This is a genomic window from Marinomonas gallaica, from assembly GCF_001639745.1.
GTDB classification, from domain to species: Bacteria; Pseudomonadota; Gammaproteobacteria; order Pseudomonadales; family Marinomonadaceae; genus Marinomonas; species Marinomonas gallaica.
On record NZ_LTAX01000002.1, the window covers coordinates 248,786 to 267,092 of the forward strand.

Genomic DNA, 18,307 nt, shown 5'->3' on the forward strand with positions numbered 1-18,307 from the left:
ATGAGCAATATGAGTCAGCAGCGCCGTCATATAGAAACAATATTGAGCTATGGCGGCCATCAAGCGATTGGTAATAGCACTCCTCCAGAGTTAATAGGCCGCTCTTGGCAGCGCTGTATCAACGAATACGGTTTAGACCCTAGCCGACCCAGACCGGCTCGTATTGTGACTCAGCAAACCTTACTGGAACATCAAGACTCTGTAGATGAATTGTTGAACGTCGCGCGTGCGGGTGTAGAGCAGCTGTTCACGCAAGTGGCGAGTTTAGGCTATGTTTTATTACTCAGTGACTATCGAGGCATCACAGTTCAATTTCTGGGTAACACCAAAGACGATGAACGGTTGCATAAGGCGGGGCTGTATTTAGGTGCGGATTGGAGTGAGCAATACGCAGGGACTTGTGCCGTAGGCACCTGCATCCAAGAGCAACAGGCGCTAACCTGCCATCGTACTAATCATTTTGACAGCTCTCATATTAACTTAACCTGTACGGCCGCACCGATTAAAGATCCATTTGGTCAATTGCTGGCCGTGCTAGACATATCAGCTTTAGACTCTCCTCGCACATCTGACAGTCAAAACTTTGCACTGCATTTAACCCAACTCTACGCACGCTTAATCGAAGATGCCTACTTTTTGCGCCGCTATCGGCACAGTTTGATATTCAAATGTGATCAATCACGGGAACTCGTTCAAGTGAATGGGCAGCTGCTATTCGCATTAGACGAACAGGGCCAAGTGTTGGCGGCAAATACCGCTGGGCGTGACCTGTTGTCTCAATGCCAAGTCACTGATCAAGCGACTATTTCCCTACCCAATTTATTGGAGTGTCAGTGGCGGGATATTTTATCAATAACTTACGAGAGCAAAGACGGTATTCGAGCCTTTCGTTTAGTCGGAACGCAGCAAACCCTATTTGGCATGTTGATTGAGCCAACCCTGAATGTCTCTTATCAAAGACATCTTTCTAATGTACTTGCTAATCAAGAAGAACCTGTCTCCGAGCTTGATTGTTTGTGTGCTGATGACCCAGCCATGCGAAAAACCATTAGCTTGGCAAAACGCTTGCGTCATCGTGATATGAACTTGCTGATTCTGGGGGATACAGGAACGGGGAAAGAAGTGTTGGCTCAAGCGATTCATACCAGCAGCCAACGATCCGAGGAACCATTTGTCGCAGTCAATTGTGCCGCCATACCAGAGTCATTGATTGAAAGTGAGCTGTTTGGCTATGCGCCAGGCACATTTACCGGTGGACGAGCAAAAGGCGCAAAGGGCTTAATTCAACAAGCACACGGTGGCACATTATTTCTAGATGAAATTGGTGATATGCCACTGCATTTGCAGACGCGTTTATTGCGAGTGTTAGCCGAAGGCCAGGTTCTACCGTTGGGAGCAGTACAACCCGTCAATATTGATATCCGTGTGCTAGCCGCTACCCATTGTGATCTGTCACAGCGCATAGCCGATGGGCATTTTCGCGAAGACTTGTTCTACCGTTTAAATGGCGCCACTTTAAAATTGCCGACACTTAATGCACGTGCTGATAAGCAGTATTTGATTCAGATACTCTTAAAAAAGATCAACCCAAGCGTGAGGTTGCGGGCCGATGCGATGAGTGCATTGCTGGCTTATAGCTGGCCTGGGAACATTCGCCAGCTTAAGAATACCTTGACGTTTGCTGAAGCTATTTGCACGTCTGATGAGATTACAGTGCAGCATTTACCGGAAGAGTTTATGAACCACCGTCCTCACACAGAGGTCTCTCATCTCTCGCTTCGAACAACGCCATCGGTCATCAGTACTGCGATGCAGGACAGACCTTCTGACTCATCCGAATGCGCGTCTCTATTAGAGTTACTACAACAGCAGCGTTGGAATGTTTCCGCTGTGGCGAGAGTATTAGGCATCTCTCGTCCTACTGTGTATCGACGTATGGCAAAGCAGCATATTGTGCAGCCAAAGAATTGGTAATGGGAGCTAACACAAGGTGTGAGAAAAAAGAGGCTTCTCCTCGTTTAAAACTCTTGGTTCACTTTATTCAGTAACGCCATCAACGTATGACGTTCGTCTTCACTAAAGTCTTTGCTTAGATCTTCGGTTAAAGAAAGGTGTAATGCATTGTGATGCTCATGAATCGCTTGCCCTGCTTCCGTTAAAGCAACCGTAATCGAACGGCGATCGTCTTCGCTGTGTTGGCGCTTTACCAAGTCGAGTTTTACTAATTTTTCCACTTGGACCGTTAACGTGCCCGTGGTGATGCCCAGCTGATTAGCCAACGACTTCATGTTCATCGCGCCATAATTCCCCAGCACTTCCAGCGTATGAATCTGTGCCAAGGAGTACTCTGACTCTCGCACGACGGACGACTCCCACGACGCCATTTTGTCGTAAAACTCTGTCAGTGCTTTGTTTAATGAGACGATTGTAGACATATGTCGTTCCTATGCGGGGTTCACTTCAACAACAAGGTGATCGATTTTATCAAAGTCTACCAAGAGTTGCTTGAAGAAAGCAGGTTCACGCATCTGTTCATCTTTTAATGTCAAGGTTGCACAAAAGTGGTCCGCACTGACTTTCCAAATGTGGATGTCCTGCAGCGATACACCGGCATTGTCGAGTTTCATGACAATTTGTTGTTGATACGTTTGCTCAATAGCCTTATCCAACAAAATGGGCGACGTTTGTTTCATTAACCCCCACGCCCACTTGGCAATGATGACACTCCCGACAACGCCCATAATAGGGTCTAACCATGTCCATCCGACAAACTTACCAACGAGCAAGGCAACAATCGCCAACACTGACGTCAGGGCGTCCGTCAGCACATGTATGTAAGCGGCTTTTAAGTTGTGGTCATCGTGATGGTGGTGCTCGTTATGCTCGTGAGGGTGATCATGACTGTGTTCATGCGCCCCCGAATGATCATGATTGTGGCCCAACAACAGCATGCTCAGCAGGTTAACGATTAAGCCAATCACTGCTACAGCAATCGCCGCATTAAACTCAATCTCAACTGGGCTGACTAGCCGGTGTATCGACTCAAACAGCATGCCCAATGCCACCATGCCTAATAGCATGGCACTGGTATACCCCCCTAATACTCCGACTTTGCCCGTTCCGTAAGAAAACTGACCACTGCGGCTATGCTTACGTGCGTATCGATACACAAACAAAGTAATACAAAACGCCGCGGCATGCGTTCCCATGTGCCAGCCGTCTGCCAACAGTGCCATGGAACCAAATATCGTCCCCGCGCCAATTTCTAGCACCATGGTGACAAACGTTAAAGCTAGAACATAACGCGTACGTTTTTCGTTTTCTGAGTCGAAGTAAGAAAATTGATTAACTTTGGTGCAGTTAGGGATTGTCATAATAAATACTTTGATTATCAAATATAAGTAAATAATAGATAACTTGATTGTCAAAGTAAATGTCACCCACTAAAAATACAGATAACTCACTGGATTTGGATGAGGAGCACTCAAAGATACTTATACCCCTCAAGATAAACGAATCGATCCGGATCATGACTCGTGCCAAAGTTGCCAGTAAGAATCATTAATGGGGTACGTTATGTCGAACACTTCCAACCAGCCATCAGGCGTTGCCAATCAGGTTCCACCTAGGTCCAAAAATGCTTTTTGGCCTGTGCTTAACATTGCCTTAGGGGCGGCTTTTTGCGCAGTATTCGGGATGTGGTTTTTACCTGTTGAGCAAGCCGCGATGCTAGGCATTTTAATATTTTCTGCGGCGTTGTGGGCCACCTCCTATGTGCCTGAGTTTTGGCCGGCTATTGCCCTCTTTGCATTTATTACGGTGACGCAAATAGCGCCTGGCAACATTGTTTTGTCAGGCTTTGAGTCATCGACATTTTGGCTGTTGTTTAGCGGTATGGTATTTGGCGCAGCCATTAAGTTTACTGGGCTGAACCAAAAAGCGGCAGGTTTACTGATTCAAATACTCGGAGCAAGCTATCGCAGCGTCATCACTCGAACGGCCTTTTTCGGTGTTCTACTTGGATTTTTGATTCCCTCAGGCATTGGTCGCGTTGTGCTATTGATACCTATTGTGGTCGCTATTGCCGACCAATTAGGCTACGAAGAAGAATCAAAAGGTCGCTATGGCATGCTACTCACGGCGTCATTCGGAACATTTCTACCTTCATTCGCCATCTTGCCAGCTAACGCCCCCAACATGCTGCTTTCAGGAATCAGTGAAGCTCTATACGATAATCCACTTTCATACTGGGATTATCTGTTACTGCACTTTCCAGTCTTAGGGTTAACTAAAACCATTGTCCTCATTGCAGTGGTGTTATGGCTATTTCCTGAACGAGACCCTAGCCATCAAGTGAAACCAGTAAATGCTCACCCACAAAACAGTTGTTTTTCCCGTAAAGAAAAACAACTGCTACTCATTTTAGTACTCTGTTTTGTCGCATGGTTAACGGATAGCCTGCATCATGTTTCGCCAGGATGGATAGGCTTAATCGCTTGCGCAGTGTGTCTCTGGCCCAACTCGGGTCTAACCAGTGAACACTGTTTGAGTAAAGATATTAACTATGGTCCGCTGTTTTTTGCAGCGGGAATCATCGGCCTCGGTGCAACGATTGCTTATACTGGATTGGGTGAATCAATGGTCAATGCGCTGACTCAGATTGCTCCTTTTGTAGAGGGCGAACACACTCTTAATTTGGCCTTGATAACAGGTATTTCCATCTTGGTCGGTTTGGTCGCTAACTTAGCGGGTATTCCAGCCATTATTACCCCTTTAGCGGCTGATCTTGCAGACATTACAGGACTGTCTAGCCATGCAATTGTGATGTCGGAGGTGATGGCATTTTCCAGTGTCTTTTTACCCTATCAAGCGCCACCACTTATTACCGCTATAGCACTGGGCAAGCTACCGCTCGCCGCCGTCAGTAAAGTATGCATAATCCTCTTTGTTATTACTGTTTTAGGGTTATTACCGTTGAACTTTCTCTGGTGGCAAATCAATGGCATGCTATAAATACTGGCTATCTCTCTAGGAAAGCATATGGATATTCATCAACTTAAAAGTTTTGCCTCCGTAGCCAATGAAGGCAGCATTCGACGTGCTTCCGAGCTGCTTTTTCTAAGCCAACCCGCGGTCAGCGCACATATTAAAGCGATGGAAGAGATATTAGGCGTTTCTCTGTTTGAAAGAACGCCAAGCGGAATGACGCTTACGGAAGACGGGACGCGTTTGTTGCCTAAAGCGCAACATACCCTTCAGGCACACCAGCGTTTTTTAGACGAAGCTAAGCAAATCAAACACAGCCTCAGCGGAAAACTCATCATTGGTGTGGCGGCCAATACCAGCTCTCAAGCCTTAGGTGCTCTGGTCAGTCGCTTAACCGAACGCTACCCCGATATTCAGATGGATATCCTGCATGCGCCGTCACTAGATATTCAAGCTGGGCTTATTAACGGTCGCTTTGATGTGACGTTTTACAATGAAGGCGACATCCCCCGTCCAGAGCAAAACGTTATTCAAGTGACTCAATTCGGCGTAGACCTAGTCGCACCAGCAGGACTGCTTGACCGTTCCAAACAACAAGATTGGTGTTACTTGGCACAACAAACATGGGTGATACCAAGCCCTTCGACTTGCTGCGGTAAACTGGCGGAAGCTCTGTTTCAACAACGAGGCAGCACGCCTAAGCAGCTGATACGCGTGGACGATGAAAAAGTGCTTCGGACGCTGATATCGGGTGGTGTAGGTGTTGGCTTGTTACATCAGGATGTTGTACAAGAAGCTCGCCTAGAGGAAGAGGTCGAGCTGATTATGACCGTCAAATCAGCTGTTCCTGTCTATTTTACCTACTTAAAAAATCGCGCATTGGAACCCATTATTCAAGCCGCCTGCTCAAGCATTCAGTAATCTAGCGCTCGTTTTCTGAATAAACTCTTGCAGCCCATTCATCCCTTGAGCTAACCATTCTACTAAGTGTACTGGTTCGGGTATCCAACTGAGGGCTAGCTGCCAATCACTGGTATCGGGGCTAAGCCAATAGCCTACAACACACCCTAAAACCAAGGCCAGTGTTGCCAGTGGCTCGCTCCAATCGGTCAACTTTAGCGCTGTGCCAAATGAGCGTTTGATGCGCATACCTGACAGTTCAATACTGTACATTTCATCCAGTATTAAATGGATGGTCGCGCCTAAAAAAACGAAGGCTCCAATGCCCCACGCCGTCTTCGCATCTAACTCAAACAAGTGATAGACGATGGGCACGATCACCGCAACGAAAAAGAGATTCGCTAAGACACTGTGTAACGCCCCTCGATGAACCGTAAGCTTCTCAAATAGCCAACGTACTGGAAAGCGCACCACAAGATAACCCACTGTTGCCACACCAAGCACTTGCCAAGGCAGCAGTTGATCCATCGTTGAAGCAATCATTAGACCTGCTATTAATGCGCCAAATAATCTAAACACTATCCGGATGGCAATAGATTCATCAGCATCAATATCAGGTAATAAACCGCCGAGCGTACCAGCCAAGGCATAAAAAATCGCTTCATTGGTTGTCGCAAACCCCATTATAAAAGCACTCGCAGCTAACGGTGCACTGAGCGCAGCAGCCACAGTCACGTGGGTTTTAAAATCGGCCATTGGTCGATGTCCTTATTGCGTTTCTATCAGGTGATACACAGGCTTTAGAGAGGCTAACCCGTTAGTGGGCGCATACTACAGGAATCATTCTGTGACGTCTTGAATTGCTATGCATGTCTCACGTCATCTTACAAACAGCTGGCAAATCACAGAAGAAAAACAGACAAAGAAGTCGATCTAAGAAACCTATTATTAAGCAATAATAGGTCGAGGTGTTCGTTAAGTGACTAATAAAAAATGAACTCAAGTGGCACTAAAGCGGCGGCTATTGGTTCGTAACCAAATCAAATGCTGCGTCTTCTGATAACGCAGAGTAGAAGCAGTCTCCTTGCGCATATCTAATACCTACCTCTTGTACGATCTGAGCTTGCTCTTCTTGATCAACGCCACCCGCGACTATCATCGCATCAAAAGCACTTATGAAGCTCACCAGCCCACGTAACAACTCTCTGGCTGTATTAGAAATAACAACGTCACGAACAATCTCTTCTGCCAGTTTGAAACGAATATCTTCTACTGCCAATAACGTACGAATATTACTAGAAGTACAACCGAAGTCATCGATCGAAAAATTAAAACCCATTTTACTCAACGCAATCAGATTACGATTAGAAACACTGTTTCCTTCCATTTCTTCGTATTTCGAAAGCTCTAGAACAATGTTAGTTTCTTCAACGCGCTCTTCTTCTAAGATCGCCGTCATCTCTGATGCTAAATTCGGATCAGACAACAATAACGCCGAGAAATTAACCGCTATATTAAGGGTTAGATTGTTCTCATGTAGACGTTTCGATAGTCGCAGCGCACGTCGTAAAACTAAACATGTTAGCGCCTTAATCTGGCCATTGGTCTCGGCAACCTCAATCAGCTTCTTAGTCTCAATAGGGTGACCTTCGCTTATATTCCAACGAATTAAGGCCTCCAACGCAAAAATGGCACGGCCTTTTGTCAAGTCAACTATCGGCTGAAAGTGTACGTCAATTTTTTGTTCTGCTATGGCGACTGGCAAAAGGCTGTGAATCAACTTACGTGAGGCGTATTGCTCCTGCATACTGGCTTGGAATATAACAATACGGTTTTTACCCATTTCTTTTGCAGAATACAGTGAAAAGTCCGCACAACTTAGAATTTCGTCGATACTACAATCCCCTGACAAGCTACTCCAATGACATATGCCAGCGCTGATCGAAAAGCGAATAGGGTATTCTTGACCCAAGGTTAGTGCTTCTACCCGTGCTCTAATGTGCTCCGCACAAGCTTCTGCAGCGTTCAATGCCCCCGGTACGACTAACGCAAATTCGTCACCACCAAATCGGCACGCTAACCCCTCACCTGCTGACTGACTACTTAGAATATAAGCAACATCTTTTAATAAACGGTCCCCGACACTGTGTCCAAGTGCATCATTCACTTCCTTAAAACCATCTAAGTCCATCAGAACAATGGAAAAGTCTGGTTTTTCAAAAGCGCTTAACTGATTAACATATTTCTCAAAGCCATCGCGATTGGCGATCTGAGTTAATGGGTCGGTCAATAATAACGTCGACTTTTCCTCCACCAAGTTATGCAATTTGATATTCAATCTTCGTGTAATCAGTAATTGGGAAACAACGTAACTTAGGAAGAGCACGATAATCGCGACAAAGCCAAACTGGATATGCTGAATTCTGGAGAGTATATTTAAATTAGTGACGGCCAGTTGAGTTTGCATTTGCGTGCGTCTACTCCATGCAAACTCAGCCAATTTGCCTAACCGCTCAGAAAACCTTACTTTAAGATCGTATAACGGCTCGTAGGATGTAATCTCTCCCGACTTTAAAGAGCGAACTGCATCGTCAAAAGACGGTAATGCCTTCGCCAGCTCAGGAATGAGTACTGAATCTATATCCTTATCGCCAAAGGCTTCTGTATAGCTGCGCGTATTAATCGAGTTTACCCGAGACCAGAAAATATCCAATGCGAGGATCACGTCATCATAACTATATTGATCCGAACCGCGAGCGTATTGCTCTGCGTAATCAAATAACTCCCCTGCTTCGCGGGCCATTCGTCCGGTTTCTTCCAAGCGAGAAGAATAATAAAGCGGCTGATCGACTCCTTGCTGCAATTTCACAACTTCATGAAAGGTTGCAAACGATAAGGTGACAAGCGCAATCGCACCGACTAAGAACAGGCTTCTTCTGAGTGCGGCTGCATTCTTAACTTTACTCAACGATGATCTCACTCATTTGCCAAACACTGCGCGACGCATATAACTCGCCTTTCAACTCAGGGTAAGCTTCATTAGGATAAACGACCCACGCTGGGCCTCGCTCTCTAAGGCTAAAGCGCTTACCGTCAATCTTATAGGCTAAAATCACATCAATATTCTTATAATCAGAGGCAGGTAAGACGACTTCGTATCCATCAAACGCTTTCAAAATAAGATCGCCCATCGGAGCACCAGAGGCCTTAATAACATCGCGAATCAAGGGGCCACTTACATGACGAACCGCCCCATCTGTTGCTGGCAGTGTGGCATTAAACGAGGTGTTTTCTAATGTACTAAGCACATCACTGGTTAATAGAAAAGTGATCGATCCGTCTGAAGTGCTTACTTTAATTGGCCTTTGTTCAGCAGCAGCTGCCGACATACAGGTAGCGATTAGAAGAAAAACAAGGATTCTGCTTTCAAGTACTTTCAACATGTTTTTTCCCTTTCAATAATTAATATTTCTGTCAGCTTTAAAAACAAAGTGATGCTACCAAGCATAGGAGCATGTAATCGGCAACCGGAGAAAATCATAATACTCTGAACAGAAATAGAGCGCCAACTTTGGCCGCGACGCCAAGAACTGTTAATCATTGCCTAATAGCAAGCGCACAATGCATTTATTTCGTCTTGTCTTTTTCGAGCCACACCTCCCTTTTTAAAACAGGCGAATTAGGAAGCAGAACGAGCCTCACCCAAGCCATAAAAGTGCATTCATTTTGTAAAAAATAATGGCGAACTAAGCAAATATGTCCCCAAAGGAATAGATATTAGCACGGTTGAATTTGCTAGTTTCGATAAAGCGATGACACGAGCACCCCTATCCATGGTGAGGTTTTGTTTCAAACAGCCTGCGGCTTTCTTGCAAAAGATGCTGAATAGCTTGGAATAACGTGTCGCACTTTGGACTCAACTTCAGGACTCAACCATGAATGACTACAAATACTGCATGACCAAGAAAGTTTTGCCGGTGATCATCGCCTCTGCGATGGCAACCTCCGCAAGCGCTTACAACGTCTATGAACAAGACGGTACAGAACTGAATCTAGACATAGAAGCCATATTCGGTATGTTTTCGAGTGACCACAATTACGGCACGATTGGTGAGAAGTCAGCTGGTAGCTCGTCATGGAAAGAGGGATATATTAAATATGGTTTTTCCGGTAGTCATACCTACGCAGACAGTAAAGCCAGCGTATACGGCGGCTTAAATGCTATTACCTCCGGCACATGGGGCGACGGCGACGCGGCCGGTTTCTCGAAAGGTAATGAGCGCGAAACCGATCTTGAAGACGCATTCGTGGGCTGGCGCTCCGGCAACTTGATGCCAGCGCTTGGTCAGGATGGTTTAGACATATCTTTCGGTCGACAGAACTTTGTGATTGGCGATGGTTTCCTAATCAATGGTGACGGTCTGAACTTTGGTAATGCTTTCGATGGCAGCCTCAACCGTGGCGGCGGCTACTGGCTTGCTCCACGTAAAGCGTTCGATCAAACCGCTGTGGTTCGTATCGGTGGCAGTGAAGGCGCACGCGCCGATGTTTTCTGGCTAGATTCTGATAACGTCGCTCAAAACAAAATGGAGCTAGCGGGTATCAATGCCGAATACGTCACCCCAGAAAGTACATTGGGTACCATGTATATTAAGGGCTTAGATGCCGAAGGTAATAATGCCCGTGACGGCCAAGAAACCATCAGCCTGCGTTACCAAGGTAATGCTGGTGTTGAGAATCTATTCTTGTCTGGCGAATATGTCACTCAAGAAAGTGGCGACACTGGTGACAATGCTGACGCGTGGTATGTAGAAGCGGGTTGGACCTTCTCCGATGTGGCCTGGTCGCCAAGTGTGAATTACCGATACGCTCAATTTGATGATGGATTTGACCCGCTTTTCTATGGTTTCAATCGCGGCTACGGCACTTGGTTCCAAGGAGAGGTTGCGGCCAACTTCGCTGGTCCATTTAATACCGGTTCAGACATTCAGCAGATTGCCATCAAAGCCAACCCAACAGACACGCTGACCGTCGGCGCCCTGCTCTTCGACTTCGGTGGTACGAGCGGTGGTATGATGGATGCCCAAGAATTGGACATCTACGCCGAGTGGGTGGTTGCATCGAACCTGATTATCAGTCCATTAGTAGGACTGTACTCGCCTGATAACAAAAACTCAGTTCAGCTCGGTGATAACGACACCAATGTATACGGTCAAATTATTGCAATTGTTCCATTCTAGTCTGACTTAGCGTCAAGCCTGCCAGTTTCTGTACGGCAGGCTTTTCTATGCTTGGATAGCTCCAGAAGGCTATTCTACTCACATACGGTAACGCATCGCTTACATTACCTTGCAACTCGACACACTGAATATGTTTAAAATTTCTTCGTTAAAACTAAAATCATGGACATACGTTACAGGTATGTTATGAACTTCTTTTCAGAATGCGAGACACCCAAAAGACCTGCGACATATAACTTGGATGTATATCAGATTTTAACTATAGTGAATCTACGTACGATATATTTTCTTATTCACACTACAGGATTGGCGGTTACAAGAAAAAGCTATCGGCCACAACAGGAGTATGTCAATGTTTTTCAGGTCTTCAAAAACACGCGATACAGGGACGATGAAAGGCTCGGATATCAGTGCAGATATCATAGAATCGATGAAGAAGTTTTGCCCCGTTATTACGTTTTCTCCAGATGGCGAAATCGAAGACGCTAATGCATTGTTCTTGTCCGCGATCGGCTACTCCTTAGATGAAATCAAAGGCAAACATCACCGTACTTTGTGTCCTTCTGCCGTCACAAACGCGAAAGACTACACTTCTTTTTGGTCAACCCTCGCGCGAGGCGAAAGCCATTCAGGTACATTTCTGCGCCGTCGAAAAGATGGCAGCGACCTCTGGATTGAAGCGACCTACTTTCCGATCTTCTCGGATAATAAAGTCATCAAAGTCTTTAAAATCGCAGCGGATATCACAGAAGCCTATGAACGAAATTTAGCGCGTGGCTCATTAATTGATGCCATAGATAAATCCAATGCCATCATCGAATTCACCCCAGATGGCACAGTCGTTCAAGCGAACGCAAACTTTGCCCATGCACTGGGTTACAGTAGTGAGAAAGAGCTTCCTGGAAAGCATCATAAAGAGTTTTGTTTTGACGAGTTTTATCAAGAAAACCCAAACTTTTGGAAAGAGCTATCACAAGGCGAAATCAAATCTGGTCTGTTTAAACGTCAGCGTAGAAATGGCGATATCGTTTGGATTGAAGCCACTTATAACCCCGTTTGGAGCAATGAACACAAAGTTACTAAGGTTGTTAAGGTTGCGACGGACATTACCGATCGCGTAAACAAGCAGCTCTCTATTCAGCGCGCCGCTGAAGTGGCACACAGCACCTCCGTCGAAACCGCTCAGGTATCGGAACGCGGTGCAACCATCCTGAAAGATACGGTGACGAATTCAGAAAGCATCGTCGAAGATGTAAAGACCTCTAGCAAGCTGATTGAAGACCTTAATCATCAATCAGCAGAGATTTCTAAGATTGTTGATACCATTGGCTCGATTGCCGATCAAACCAACTTACTTGCCTTGAATGCAGCCATTGAAGCGGCGCGCGCAGGTGAACATGGACGCGGCTTTGCTGTAGTCGCTGATGAAGTACGTACTCTTGCGGCTCGAACCAGCAAGTCAACGGATGAAATTAACGATATGGTGAATAAAAATACCCAGCTCGTTGCCAAAGCCAAAGAGAGCATGATTAAAGTGAACGCTCAGGTGCAGACCAGCTCAGAAAATATCCGTGAAGCATCGGGCATTATCGATGAAATTCTCAAAGGCGCGGAGCATGTGTCTCACGTCGTTGGCGATTTAGTTCAGTCGTCTGACTAGTACGCAAAACGAGAAACGAGCGCCTCTCAAATCATTGGGAGCCACTCGTTTTTTCATTCACACAAAGAAAGAGTGCGTTTAAGCTGCATCAAGCGCTTGGCTGATGTCCGCAATAATGTCATCAATGTGCTCAATGCCAATCGACAAGCGCACCATGTCTTCACTCGCACCCGCTTTTTTGAGCTCTTCCGCATTCAACTGGCGGTGTGTCGTCGAAGCTGGATGGCAGGCAAGGGATTTCGCATCGCCAATATTTACCAATCGTAAGATCATTTGCAACGCATCGATGAAACGACCACCGGCCTCAAGGCCACCTTTGATACCAAAGCTGATGATACCTGACGCTTTACCGTGAGTAATCTTCTGACACGTTTCGTAGTAAGGGCTGTCCGGTAGGGCTGCGTAGTTTACCCAGCTTACTTTTTCATGCTGCTGCAGAAACGCGGCGGCTTTCTCCGCATTCTCACAATGACGCTCCATACGCAAACCGAGCGTTTCAATGCCTTGCAAAATCAAGAAGGCGTTTTGAGGTGACAATGCCGCACCAGTATTACGTAATGGCACCACACGACAACGACCAATATAAGCCGCTTCACCTAGAGCGTCGGTGTAGACAACACCATGGTAAGACGGATCTGGTTCATTTAATGCTGGGAAACGTTGGCTGTTTGCTTTCCAATCAAACTTTCCTGAGTCGACAATCACGCCACCCACACTGGTTCCGTGGCCGCCCATATATTTTGTTAGGGAATGCACCACAATGTCTGCACCAAGTTCAAATGGACGACATAGGTAAGGCGTCGCGACAGTGTTGTCGACAATCACAGGAATGCCATGTTTGTGTGCCACGGCAACTAAGCGCTCAATATCGACAACATTACCCGCAGGGTTGCCAATTGACTCACAGAAGATGGCTTTTGTTTTGTCATCAATTGCCGCTTCAAAACCCGCGTAGTCATCGTGAGAGATCATGCGCACTTCGATTCCTTGCTTAGGAAAAGTATGCGCAAACAGGTTGTACGTACCGCCATACAGCTGACTCGTACTCAGGATATTATCACCAGCTTCTGCGATACATTGAATTGCATACGTAATCGCTGCCATACCTGAAGCAACTGCTAGTGCACCAATGCCACCCTCTAATGCAGCCACACGTTCTTCTAGAACGGCGTTCGTTGGGTTCATGATACGTGTGTAAATATTGCCAGCCACTTTCAGATCAAACAGATCTGCGCCGTGCTGCGTATCGTCAAATGTGTAGGACGTGGTTTGATAGATCGGTACAGCGGCAGCTTTGGTGGTTGCTTCTGAGGTATAGCCATGGTGAAGGGCTAGAGATTCAAATTTCATAGCGAGTCCTTTGTTATTTTTAATCAATATGTTGTCGAAAGTCGTTACTTTTTCCACTCAGACGTTATCCCAATTCGCGGGGGCTGTCATGGTCATTTTCCAACCAAATTGAAGAAGCATTGCCATCCTTATACAACTAGACTGGCAGCCGTGTTGATGACTTTAGCTCTCGTAATGAGATATTCGAAGAGATCGCGGACACGCCAGGAAGCTTGCGTAATACTTGATCAACAAAACGGCTGTAATCGTCTAAGTCTATTGCCACCACTTGTAAAAGAAAGTCTGCCTCACCAGTGGTATTGTGGCACGCCATGACATTTTCGCACTGCTCAATAGTGCGTTCAAATCGCTCTGTCGTTTCAGCGTCGTGCTGATTACAGGTCAATTGCACAAACGCCATGACGCCAAAGCCTAATTTTCGACGATCTAAGTTTGCTTGGTAATCGGTAATTACGCCCTCTTCTTCAAGCCGTTTCAAGCGCCTCCAACAGGCTGTTTCGCTCAATGCCAGCTCACTGGCAAGTTTGGTATTACTTAACTTTCCATCTTTTTGCATGCGTTGAACAATCTTCGCATCCACTCTATCCAAACCACTCATTGAAAGAACTCCCTCATAAAAATCATATTTTAAAAATACTATTCCATAAAAACCCCATTATTTAACTAAATAAGCAACGTTATTTCTGTCAATGAGCGTACGCTATTTATTATATTTTGATTACTCTATAGGAGCACTTCTATGAAAGCAGTGGTGTATGAAAGCTTTACAGCACCCCCTAAAATTATGACCGTTGATGACCCTACCCCTGAAAATCACGGTGTGGTCATCAAAGTCGAAGCGACTGGTGTGTGTCGCAGTGATTGGCATGGCTGGATGGGGCACGATCCTGATATCGTTCTGCCACATGTACCTGGACATGAATTTGCTGGCGTCATTGAAGCCGTGGGTAAGGATGTCAAACGATTTAACATCGGTGACCGTGTAACAGTACCTTTTGTAAGCGGTTGTGGCTCCTGCCCTGAATGTCATGGAGGCAATCATCAGGTATGTGGTAACCAGACTCAGCCTGGCTTCACTCATTGGGGATCCTTTGCCGAGTACGTCACCATTCATCACGCCGATGTAAACCTTGTTACGTTGCCAGAAACGATTGATTTCACCACCGCAGCCAGCCTTGGTTGTCGCTTCGTGACCTCATTTCGTGCCGTCGTCGATCAAGGCAAGGTGAGCGCCGGACAATGGGTTGCCATACATGGCTGTGGTGGCGTAGGTTTATCTGCCATTATGATCGCCAACAGCATTGGCGCTAATGTCATTGCCGTAGACGTCACCGAAGACAAACTTGAGCTGGCTAAATCGTTAGGCGCTTACGCCACCATCAATGCCAGTACGGTAACCGATGTTCCAGAAGCCATTAAAGAGCTCACTCGGGGTGGCGCACACGTTTCGATGGATGCACTCGGCCATCCATCCACGTGCATCAACTCGATCAAGAGCTTAAAGAAACTAGGTAAACACATTCAGGTGGGCTTACTGCTTGCTGAACAAGCCACACCGCCGATCCCAATGAACTTGGTTATTGCGCACGAATTAGAAATTTTAGGCAGTCATGGCATGCAAGCATTTCGCTATGACGCCATGCTTTCTATGATTAAAACAGGCAAACTGAGCCCTGAAAAGTTACTCGGACGTACCATTAGCCTTGAAGAATCGATTGATGCTTTGACCAACATTGACACTATTAATCCTCCTGGCGTGACCGTTGTCACCCGTTTCTAGTTTCGTCCGCCTCAGTAGCCCTACTTGATTCTACAACAGCCTTGCCTAATATGCGGGGCTTTTCCTTTTATCGGCCATCGTAACAAGACGAGAACTATTATAGGGTTAACAAGCTCATCGCCTTACAACTGCAATAAAACTAGGTGTTAATATGTTCGATACAATCACGCACTGGTGGGAAGACCGTAAGATCAAACAGCTGCCCGTCACCCGAGAACAATGGGAAGCCGCTAATACCGAATGGCCAGTGCTATCTCGTTATCAAGGGGACGAGCGCGATGAGCTTTATCAACTCACATTGCGCTTTTTAGTTCATAAAACCATCACCCCAGGCGGCGATGCGGACATCACAGATGAGATGTGTTTACGCATTGCCACCATGGCCTGTGTGCCAATCCTTAACCTTGGTTTAAATTGGTACGATCACTGGCAAACAGTGATCCTCTATCAAGGGGATTTCATCCCCAATCGACCCTATATCAGTGACGATGGTATCGTTCATAATCAAGCGCCGGGGCTCAGTGGCGAAGCCTGGTTACGCGGCCCAGTGATTTTATCGTGGGCATCGGTCTGCGCCAGCGGCGCTCACAGGCGCCATGGCCATGCCAGCAACGTAGTGATTCATGAGTTTGCGCACAAGCTCGATATGCTGCGCGACGGTGCCAATGGCGCTCCGCCGATGCACTTAGGAATGAAAGCCGGTGAATGGCATGATGTGTTTACCGCGGCATGGCAGCAACTTGAACAACGCTGGCAGCACCATGCGTCTTTACCTTTAGATGAATACGCCCTCACCAATCCCGCCGAGTTCTTTGCCGTCTGTAGCGAAACCTTTTTCGAAGACCCTCAAGCCTTAGACAGCCATTTACCCGACGTCTACCGCTTGCTGTGTCAGTTTTACCGTCAAAAACCGCTGTAAACGAAGCGTACGCGGTTATAGCATGCCAACGATTTGCCACCATAAGATATTAAGCGGTAGCAATACAAACAATGTGATCACAAACGTAATTAAGCAGACTTTACTCACGATGCTCAGTGGTAGCTTACCAAGCGCCATGGCGGTAATCAGAGGAGGCGCTTGATACGGTAACAATACGGTGGAAAAGGCCATCACTTCTGACATCACGATGGCGTAACTTGACAGCCCGGTAATGTCGGCTAAATCCGCTGCCAAGGGCGTGATGATCGCCGGAATACTCGATAAATTTGCGATGATCCCTACCAATAACGATATGGCGGTTACCAAAGCTAAATTCAGAACATGAGCGCCTTCTTTAAACGGCGCGATGTGCGTTAAAGCATTCACCATGGAATCGCCTAATCCCGTGAACGCAATGGTCGCACCAAGACCGATGATCCCAGCGGCAAAAAATAACGGCCCATAGTTCAAATCCTTACTCAAACATTGCTTACTGGTAAAGCCACCGTTTGGCCAGAGCAATACCGAGCACGCTATCAACCCAATCCAACCGGGAGAAATATGGTGCAAGCTATCGGTAAACCAAGCACAAAAGCAGGCAATCAAAACCAGTAAAAGTTGCTTTTCTTTCGCGTTGAATATCGGCTCTGACGTGTTTGACTGAGGCTGTTTCACTGAATGGCTAGGGTCTTGAGCTGGGAACAACCACAAGATCACTGCAATCACGACCAGCGCTTTGGCAAGCCCTAACACCGGAAAATGCAGCACCAAATAATCCCAATAGGACAACGTGTTGCCGTACAAGGCTTCATTGATACCCGATAACAACATATTGGGGGCATTAGCGGGCAAAATAGAAAAAGATGGTAGAAAGGTACCAAAAGCGGCCGCCAACAGAATACCGTAACGCCCTTTTGAGCCTTCTTGATAACCTAGCTGATCAGCAATAGCGACCACTATAGGGATCAATAACACCACTCGCCCAATCCCTGACGGAATCAAAAATGCCAAAAACAAGCCGAACATAACGGTACGAGTGATGACACTGCGATAACGCTGCCCTAATATCTGAATCAACAAGCGAGCGACTTTATGATTTAGCCCCGTGAACTGAATCGCAGCGCCAAAGACCATACCGCTGAACAATAACCAGAATGTAGATGAAGTAAACCCTGATAATACAACACTGCCGGGAGCAATCTGCGTTACGGTAATCAATCCAAACAGCGCCACGGCAGGCCAGTATTCTGGTACATAGGAAGTCGCCCACAAGGCAGCACATAGAATCAATATTCCTAGCATCGCCGCTTGTATTGAAGGTAAAAACAAAGTTCCAATAACAGCGATCAACGCTGATACCAGCGTTATTCCTAACACTGGCCAAAACGAATTAACCTCAGTTTTGTTCTGCTCAACCGACATCCATTTTTCCTTTTTTGTTGTTATCGTGTCTACACCATAACAACAATGAT

At 46.4% G+C, this 18,307-nt stretch carries 15 protein-coding genes; 7 read left to right on the plus strand and 8 right to left on the minus strand.

The features are described 5' to 3' along the window. Entirely contained in the window at positions 1 to 1,974 is a 1,974-nt protein-coding gene (locus AYW76_RS03310) for a sigma-54-dependent Fis family transcriptional regulator (protein WP_067215722.1), read from the plus strand. 44 nt (positions 1,975 to 2,018) lie between these two features. On the opposite strand, the gene AYW76_RS03315 is transcribed toward AYW76_RS03310, so the two are convergent. Both AYW76_RS03315 and dmeF read right to left on the minus strand, forming a co-directional pair. Next, positions 2,019 to 2,435, minus strand: coding sequence for a MarR family winged helix-turn-helix transcriptional regulator (locus AYW76_RS03315; protein WP_067215726.1), 417 nt, complete (start codon positions 2,433 to 2,435; stop codon positions 2,019 to 2,021). A 9-nt stretch (positions 2,436 to 2,444) separates the two neighbouring features. Next, positions 2,445 to 3,374, minus strand: a complete 930-nt coding sequence (dmeF, locus tag AYW76_RS03320) for a CDF family Co(II)/Ni(II) efflux transporter DmeF (protein ID WP_067215729.1) — start codon at positions 3,372 to 3,374, stop codon at positions 2,445 to 2,447. Between the two features lie 202 nt (positions 3,375 to 3,576). Here dmeF and AYW76_RS03325 point away from each other — a divergent pair, with 202 nt between their 5' ends. Continuing rightward, positions 3,577 to 5,013 (plus strand): SLC13 family permease, encoded by a 1,437-nt coding sequence (locus AYW76_RS03325; protein WP_067215732.1) that lies wholly within the window; start codon positions 3,577 to 3,579, stop codon positions 5,011 to 5,013. Positions 5,014 to 5,040: 27 nt separating this feature from the next. After that, the gene (locus tag AYW76_RS03330; protein ID WP_067215735.1) at positions 5,041 to 5,907 is read left to right on the plus strand and encodes a LysR family transcriptional regulator; all 867 of its coding nucleotides are present in this window, start codon (positions 5,041 to 5,043) and stop codon (positions 5,905 to 5,907) included. Here the strand turns inward: AYW76_RS03330 and AYW76_RS03335 are convergent. The 3 genes from AYW76_RS03335 to AYW76_RS03345 all read right to left on the minus strand — a co-directional run bounded on the left by AYW76_RS03335 (position 5,893) and on the right by AYW76_RS03345 (position 9,329). Next, entirely contained in the window at positions 5,893 to 6,642 is a 750-nt protein-coding gene (locus tag AYW76_RS03335) for a metal-dependent hydrolase (RefSeq protein WP_067215739.1), read from the minus strand. The two genes, AYW76_RS03330 and AYW76_RS03335, sit on opposite strands and share 15 nt — an antisense overlap. Positions 6,643 to 6,907: 265 nt before the next feature. After that, complete coding sequence (locus AYW76_RS03340) at positions 6,908 to 8,854, minus strand: EAL domain-containing protein (protein WP_067215742.1); 1,947 nt, start codon at positions 8,852 to 8,854, stop codon at positions 6,908 to 6,910. Then, entirely contained in the window at positions 8,847 to 9,329 is a 483-nt protein-coding gene (locus AYW76_RS03345) for a hypothetical protein (RefSeq protein WP_067215744.1), read from the minus strand. Before AYW76_RS03345 ends, AYW76_RS03340 begins: the two co-directional genes overlap by 8 nt. Before the next feature lie 492 nt (positions 9,330 to 9,821). On the opposite strand from AYW76_RS03345, the gene AYW76_RS03350 reads away from it, so the two are divergent. Continuing rightward, positions 9,822 to 11,126 (plus strand): alginate export family protein, encoded by a 1,305-nt coding sequence (locus tag AYW76_RS03350; RefSeq protein ID WP_231872537.1) that lies wholly within the window; start codon positions 9,822 to 9,824, stop codon positions 11,124 to 11,126. 352 nt (positions 11,127 to 11,478) lie between these two features. After that, the gene (locus AYW76_RS19490; protein WP_067215747.1) at positions 11,479 to 12,786 is read left to right on the plus strand and encodes a methyl-accepting chemotaxis protein; all 1,308 of its coding nucleotides are present in this window, start codon (positions 11,479 to 11,481) and stop codon (positions 12,784 to 12,786) included. 78 nt (positions 12,787 to 12,864) lie between these two features. Here AYW76_RS19490 and AYW76_RS03360 read toward each other — a convergent pair whose 3' ends face one another. Beyond that, complete coding sequence (locus tag AYW76_RS03360) at positions 12,865 to 14,136, minus strand: O-acetylhomoserine aminocarboxypropyltransferase/cysteine synthase family protein (RefSeq protein WP_067215751.1); 1,272 nt, start codon at positions 14,134 to 14,136, stop codon at positions 12,865 to 12,867. 136 nt (positions 14,137 to 14,272) lie between these two features. Further along, the gene (locus tag AYW76_RS03365; protein ID WP_067215754.1) at positions 14,273 to 14,734 is read right to left on the minus strand and encodes an Lrp/AsnC family transcriptional regulator; all 462 of its coding nucleotides are present in this window, start codon (positions 14,732 to 14,734) and stop codon (positions 14,273 to 14,275) included. A gap of 141 nt (positions 14,735 to 14,875) precedes the next feature. Between AYW76_RS03365 and AYW76_RS03370 the strand changes: the two genes are divergently transcribed. After that, positions 14,876 to 15,916 (plus strand): zinc-dependent alcohol dehydrogenase family protein, encoded by a 1,041-nt coding sequence (locus tag AYW76_RS03370; protein ID WP_067215758.1) that lies wholly within the window; start codon positions 14,876 to 14,878, stop codon positions 15,914 to 15,916. A gap of 151 nt (positions 15,917 to 16,067) precedes the next feature. After that, positions 16,068 to 16,835 (plus strand): M90 family metallopeptidase, encoded by a 768-nt coding sequence (locus AYW76_RS03375; RefSeq protein ID WP_067215760.1) that lies wholly within the window; start codon positions 16,068 to 16,070, stop codon positions 16,833 to 16,835. A 15-nt stretch (positions 16,836 to 16,850) separates the two neighbouring features. Here AYW76_RS03375 and AYW76_RS03380 read toward each other — a convergent pair whose 3' ends face one another. Further along, complete coding sequence (locus tag AYW76_RS03380) at positions 16,851 to 18,257, minus strand: SLC13 family permease (RefSeq protein WP_067215763.1); 1,407 nt, start codon at positions 18,255 to 18,257, stop codon at positions 16,851 to 16,853. Positions 18,258 to 18,307 lie beyond the last annotated feature (50 nt).

Coding starts and splice junctions, on each gene's coding strand:
- AYW76_RS03380 (WP_067215763.1), bottom strand. CDS start 18,257: ATGTCGGTTGAGCAGAACAAAACTGAGGTTAATTCGTTTTGGCCAGTG.
- dmeF (WP_067215729.1), bottom strand. CDS start 3,374: ATGACAATCCCTAACTGCACCAAAGTTAATCAATTTTCTTACTTCGAC.
- AYW76_RS03325 (WP_067215732.1), top strand. CDS start 3,577: ATGTCGAACACTTCCAACCAGCCATCAGGCGTTGCCAATCAGGTTCCA.
- AYW76_RS03335 (WP_067215739.1), bottom strand. CDS start 6,642: ATGGCCGATTTTAAAACCCACGTGACTGTGGCTGCTGCGCTCAGTGCA.
- AYW76_RS03330 (WP_067215735.1), top strand. CDS start 5,041: ATGGATATTCATCAACTTAAAAGTTTTGCCTCCGTAGCCAATGAAGGC.
- AYW76_RS03370 (WP_067215758.1), top strand. CDS start 14,876: ATGAAAGCAGTGGTGTATGAAAGCTTTACAGCACCCCCTAAAATTATG.
- AYW76_RS03345 (WP_067215744.1), bottom strand. CDS start 9,329: ATGTTGAAAGTACTTGAAAGCAGAATCCTTGTTTTTCTTCTAATCGCT.
- AYW76_RS03350 (WP_231872537.1), top strand. CDS start 9,822: ATGAATGACTACAAATACTGCATGACCAAGAAAGTTTTGCCGGTGATC.
- AYW76_RS03365 (WP_067215754.1), bottom strand. CDS start 14,734: ATGAGTGGTTTGGATAGAGTGGATGCGAAGATTGTTCAACGCATGCAA.
- AYW76_RS03375 (WP_067215760.1), top strand. CDS start 16,068: ATGTTCGATACAATCACGCACTGGTGGGAAGACCGTAAGATCAAACAG.
- AYW76_RS03310 (WP_067215722.1), top strand. CDS start 1: ATGAGCAATATGAGTCAGCAGCGCCGTCATATAGAAACAATATTGAGC.
- AYW76_RS03315 (WP_067215726.1), bottom strand. CDS start 2,435: ATGTCTACAATCGTCTCATTAAACAAAGCACTGACAGAGTTTTACGAC.
- AYW76_RS03360 (WP_067215751.1), bottom strand. CDS start 14,136: ATGAAATTTGAATCTCTAGCCCTTCACCATGGCTATACCTCAGAAGCA.
- AYW76_RS19490 (WP_067215747.1), top strand. CDS start 11,479: ATGTTTTTCAGGTCTTCAAAAACACGCGATACAGGGACGATGAAAGGC.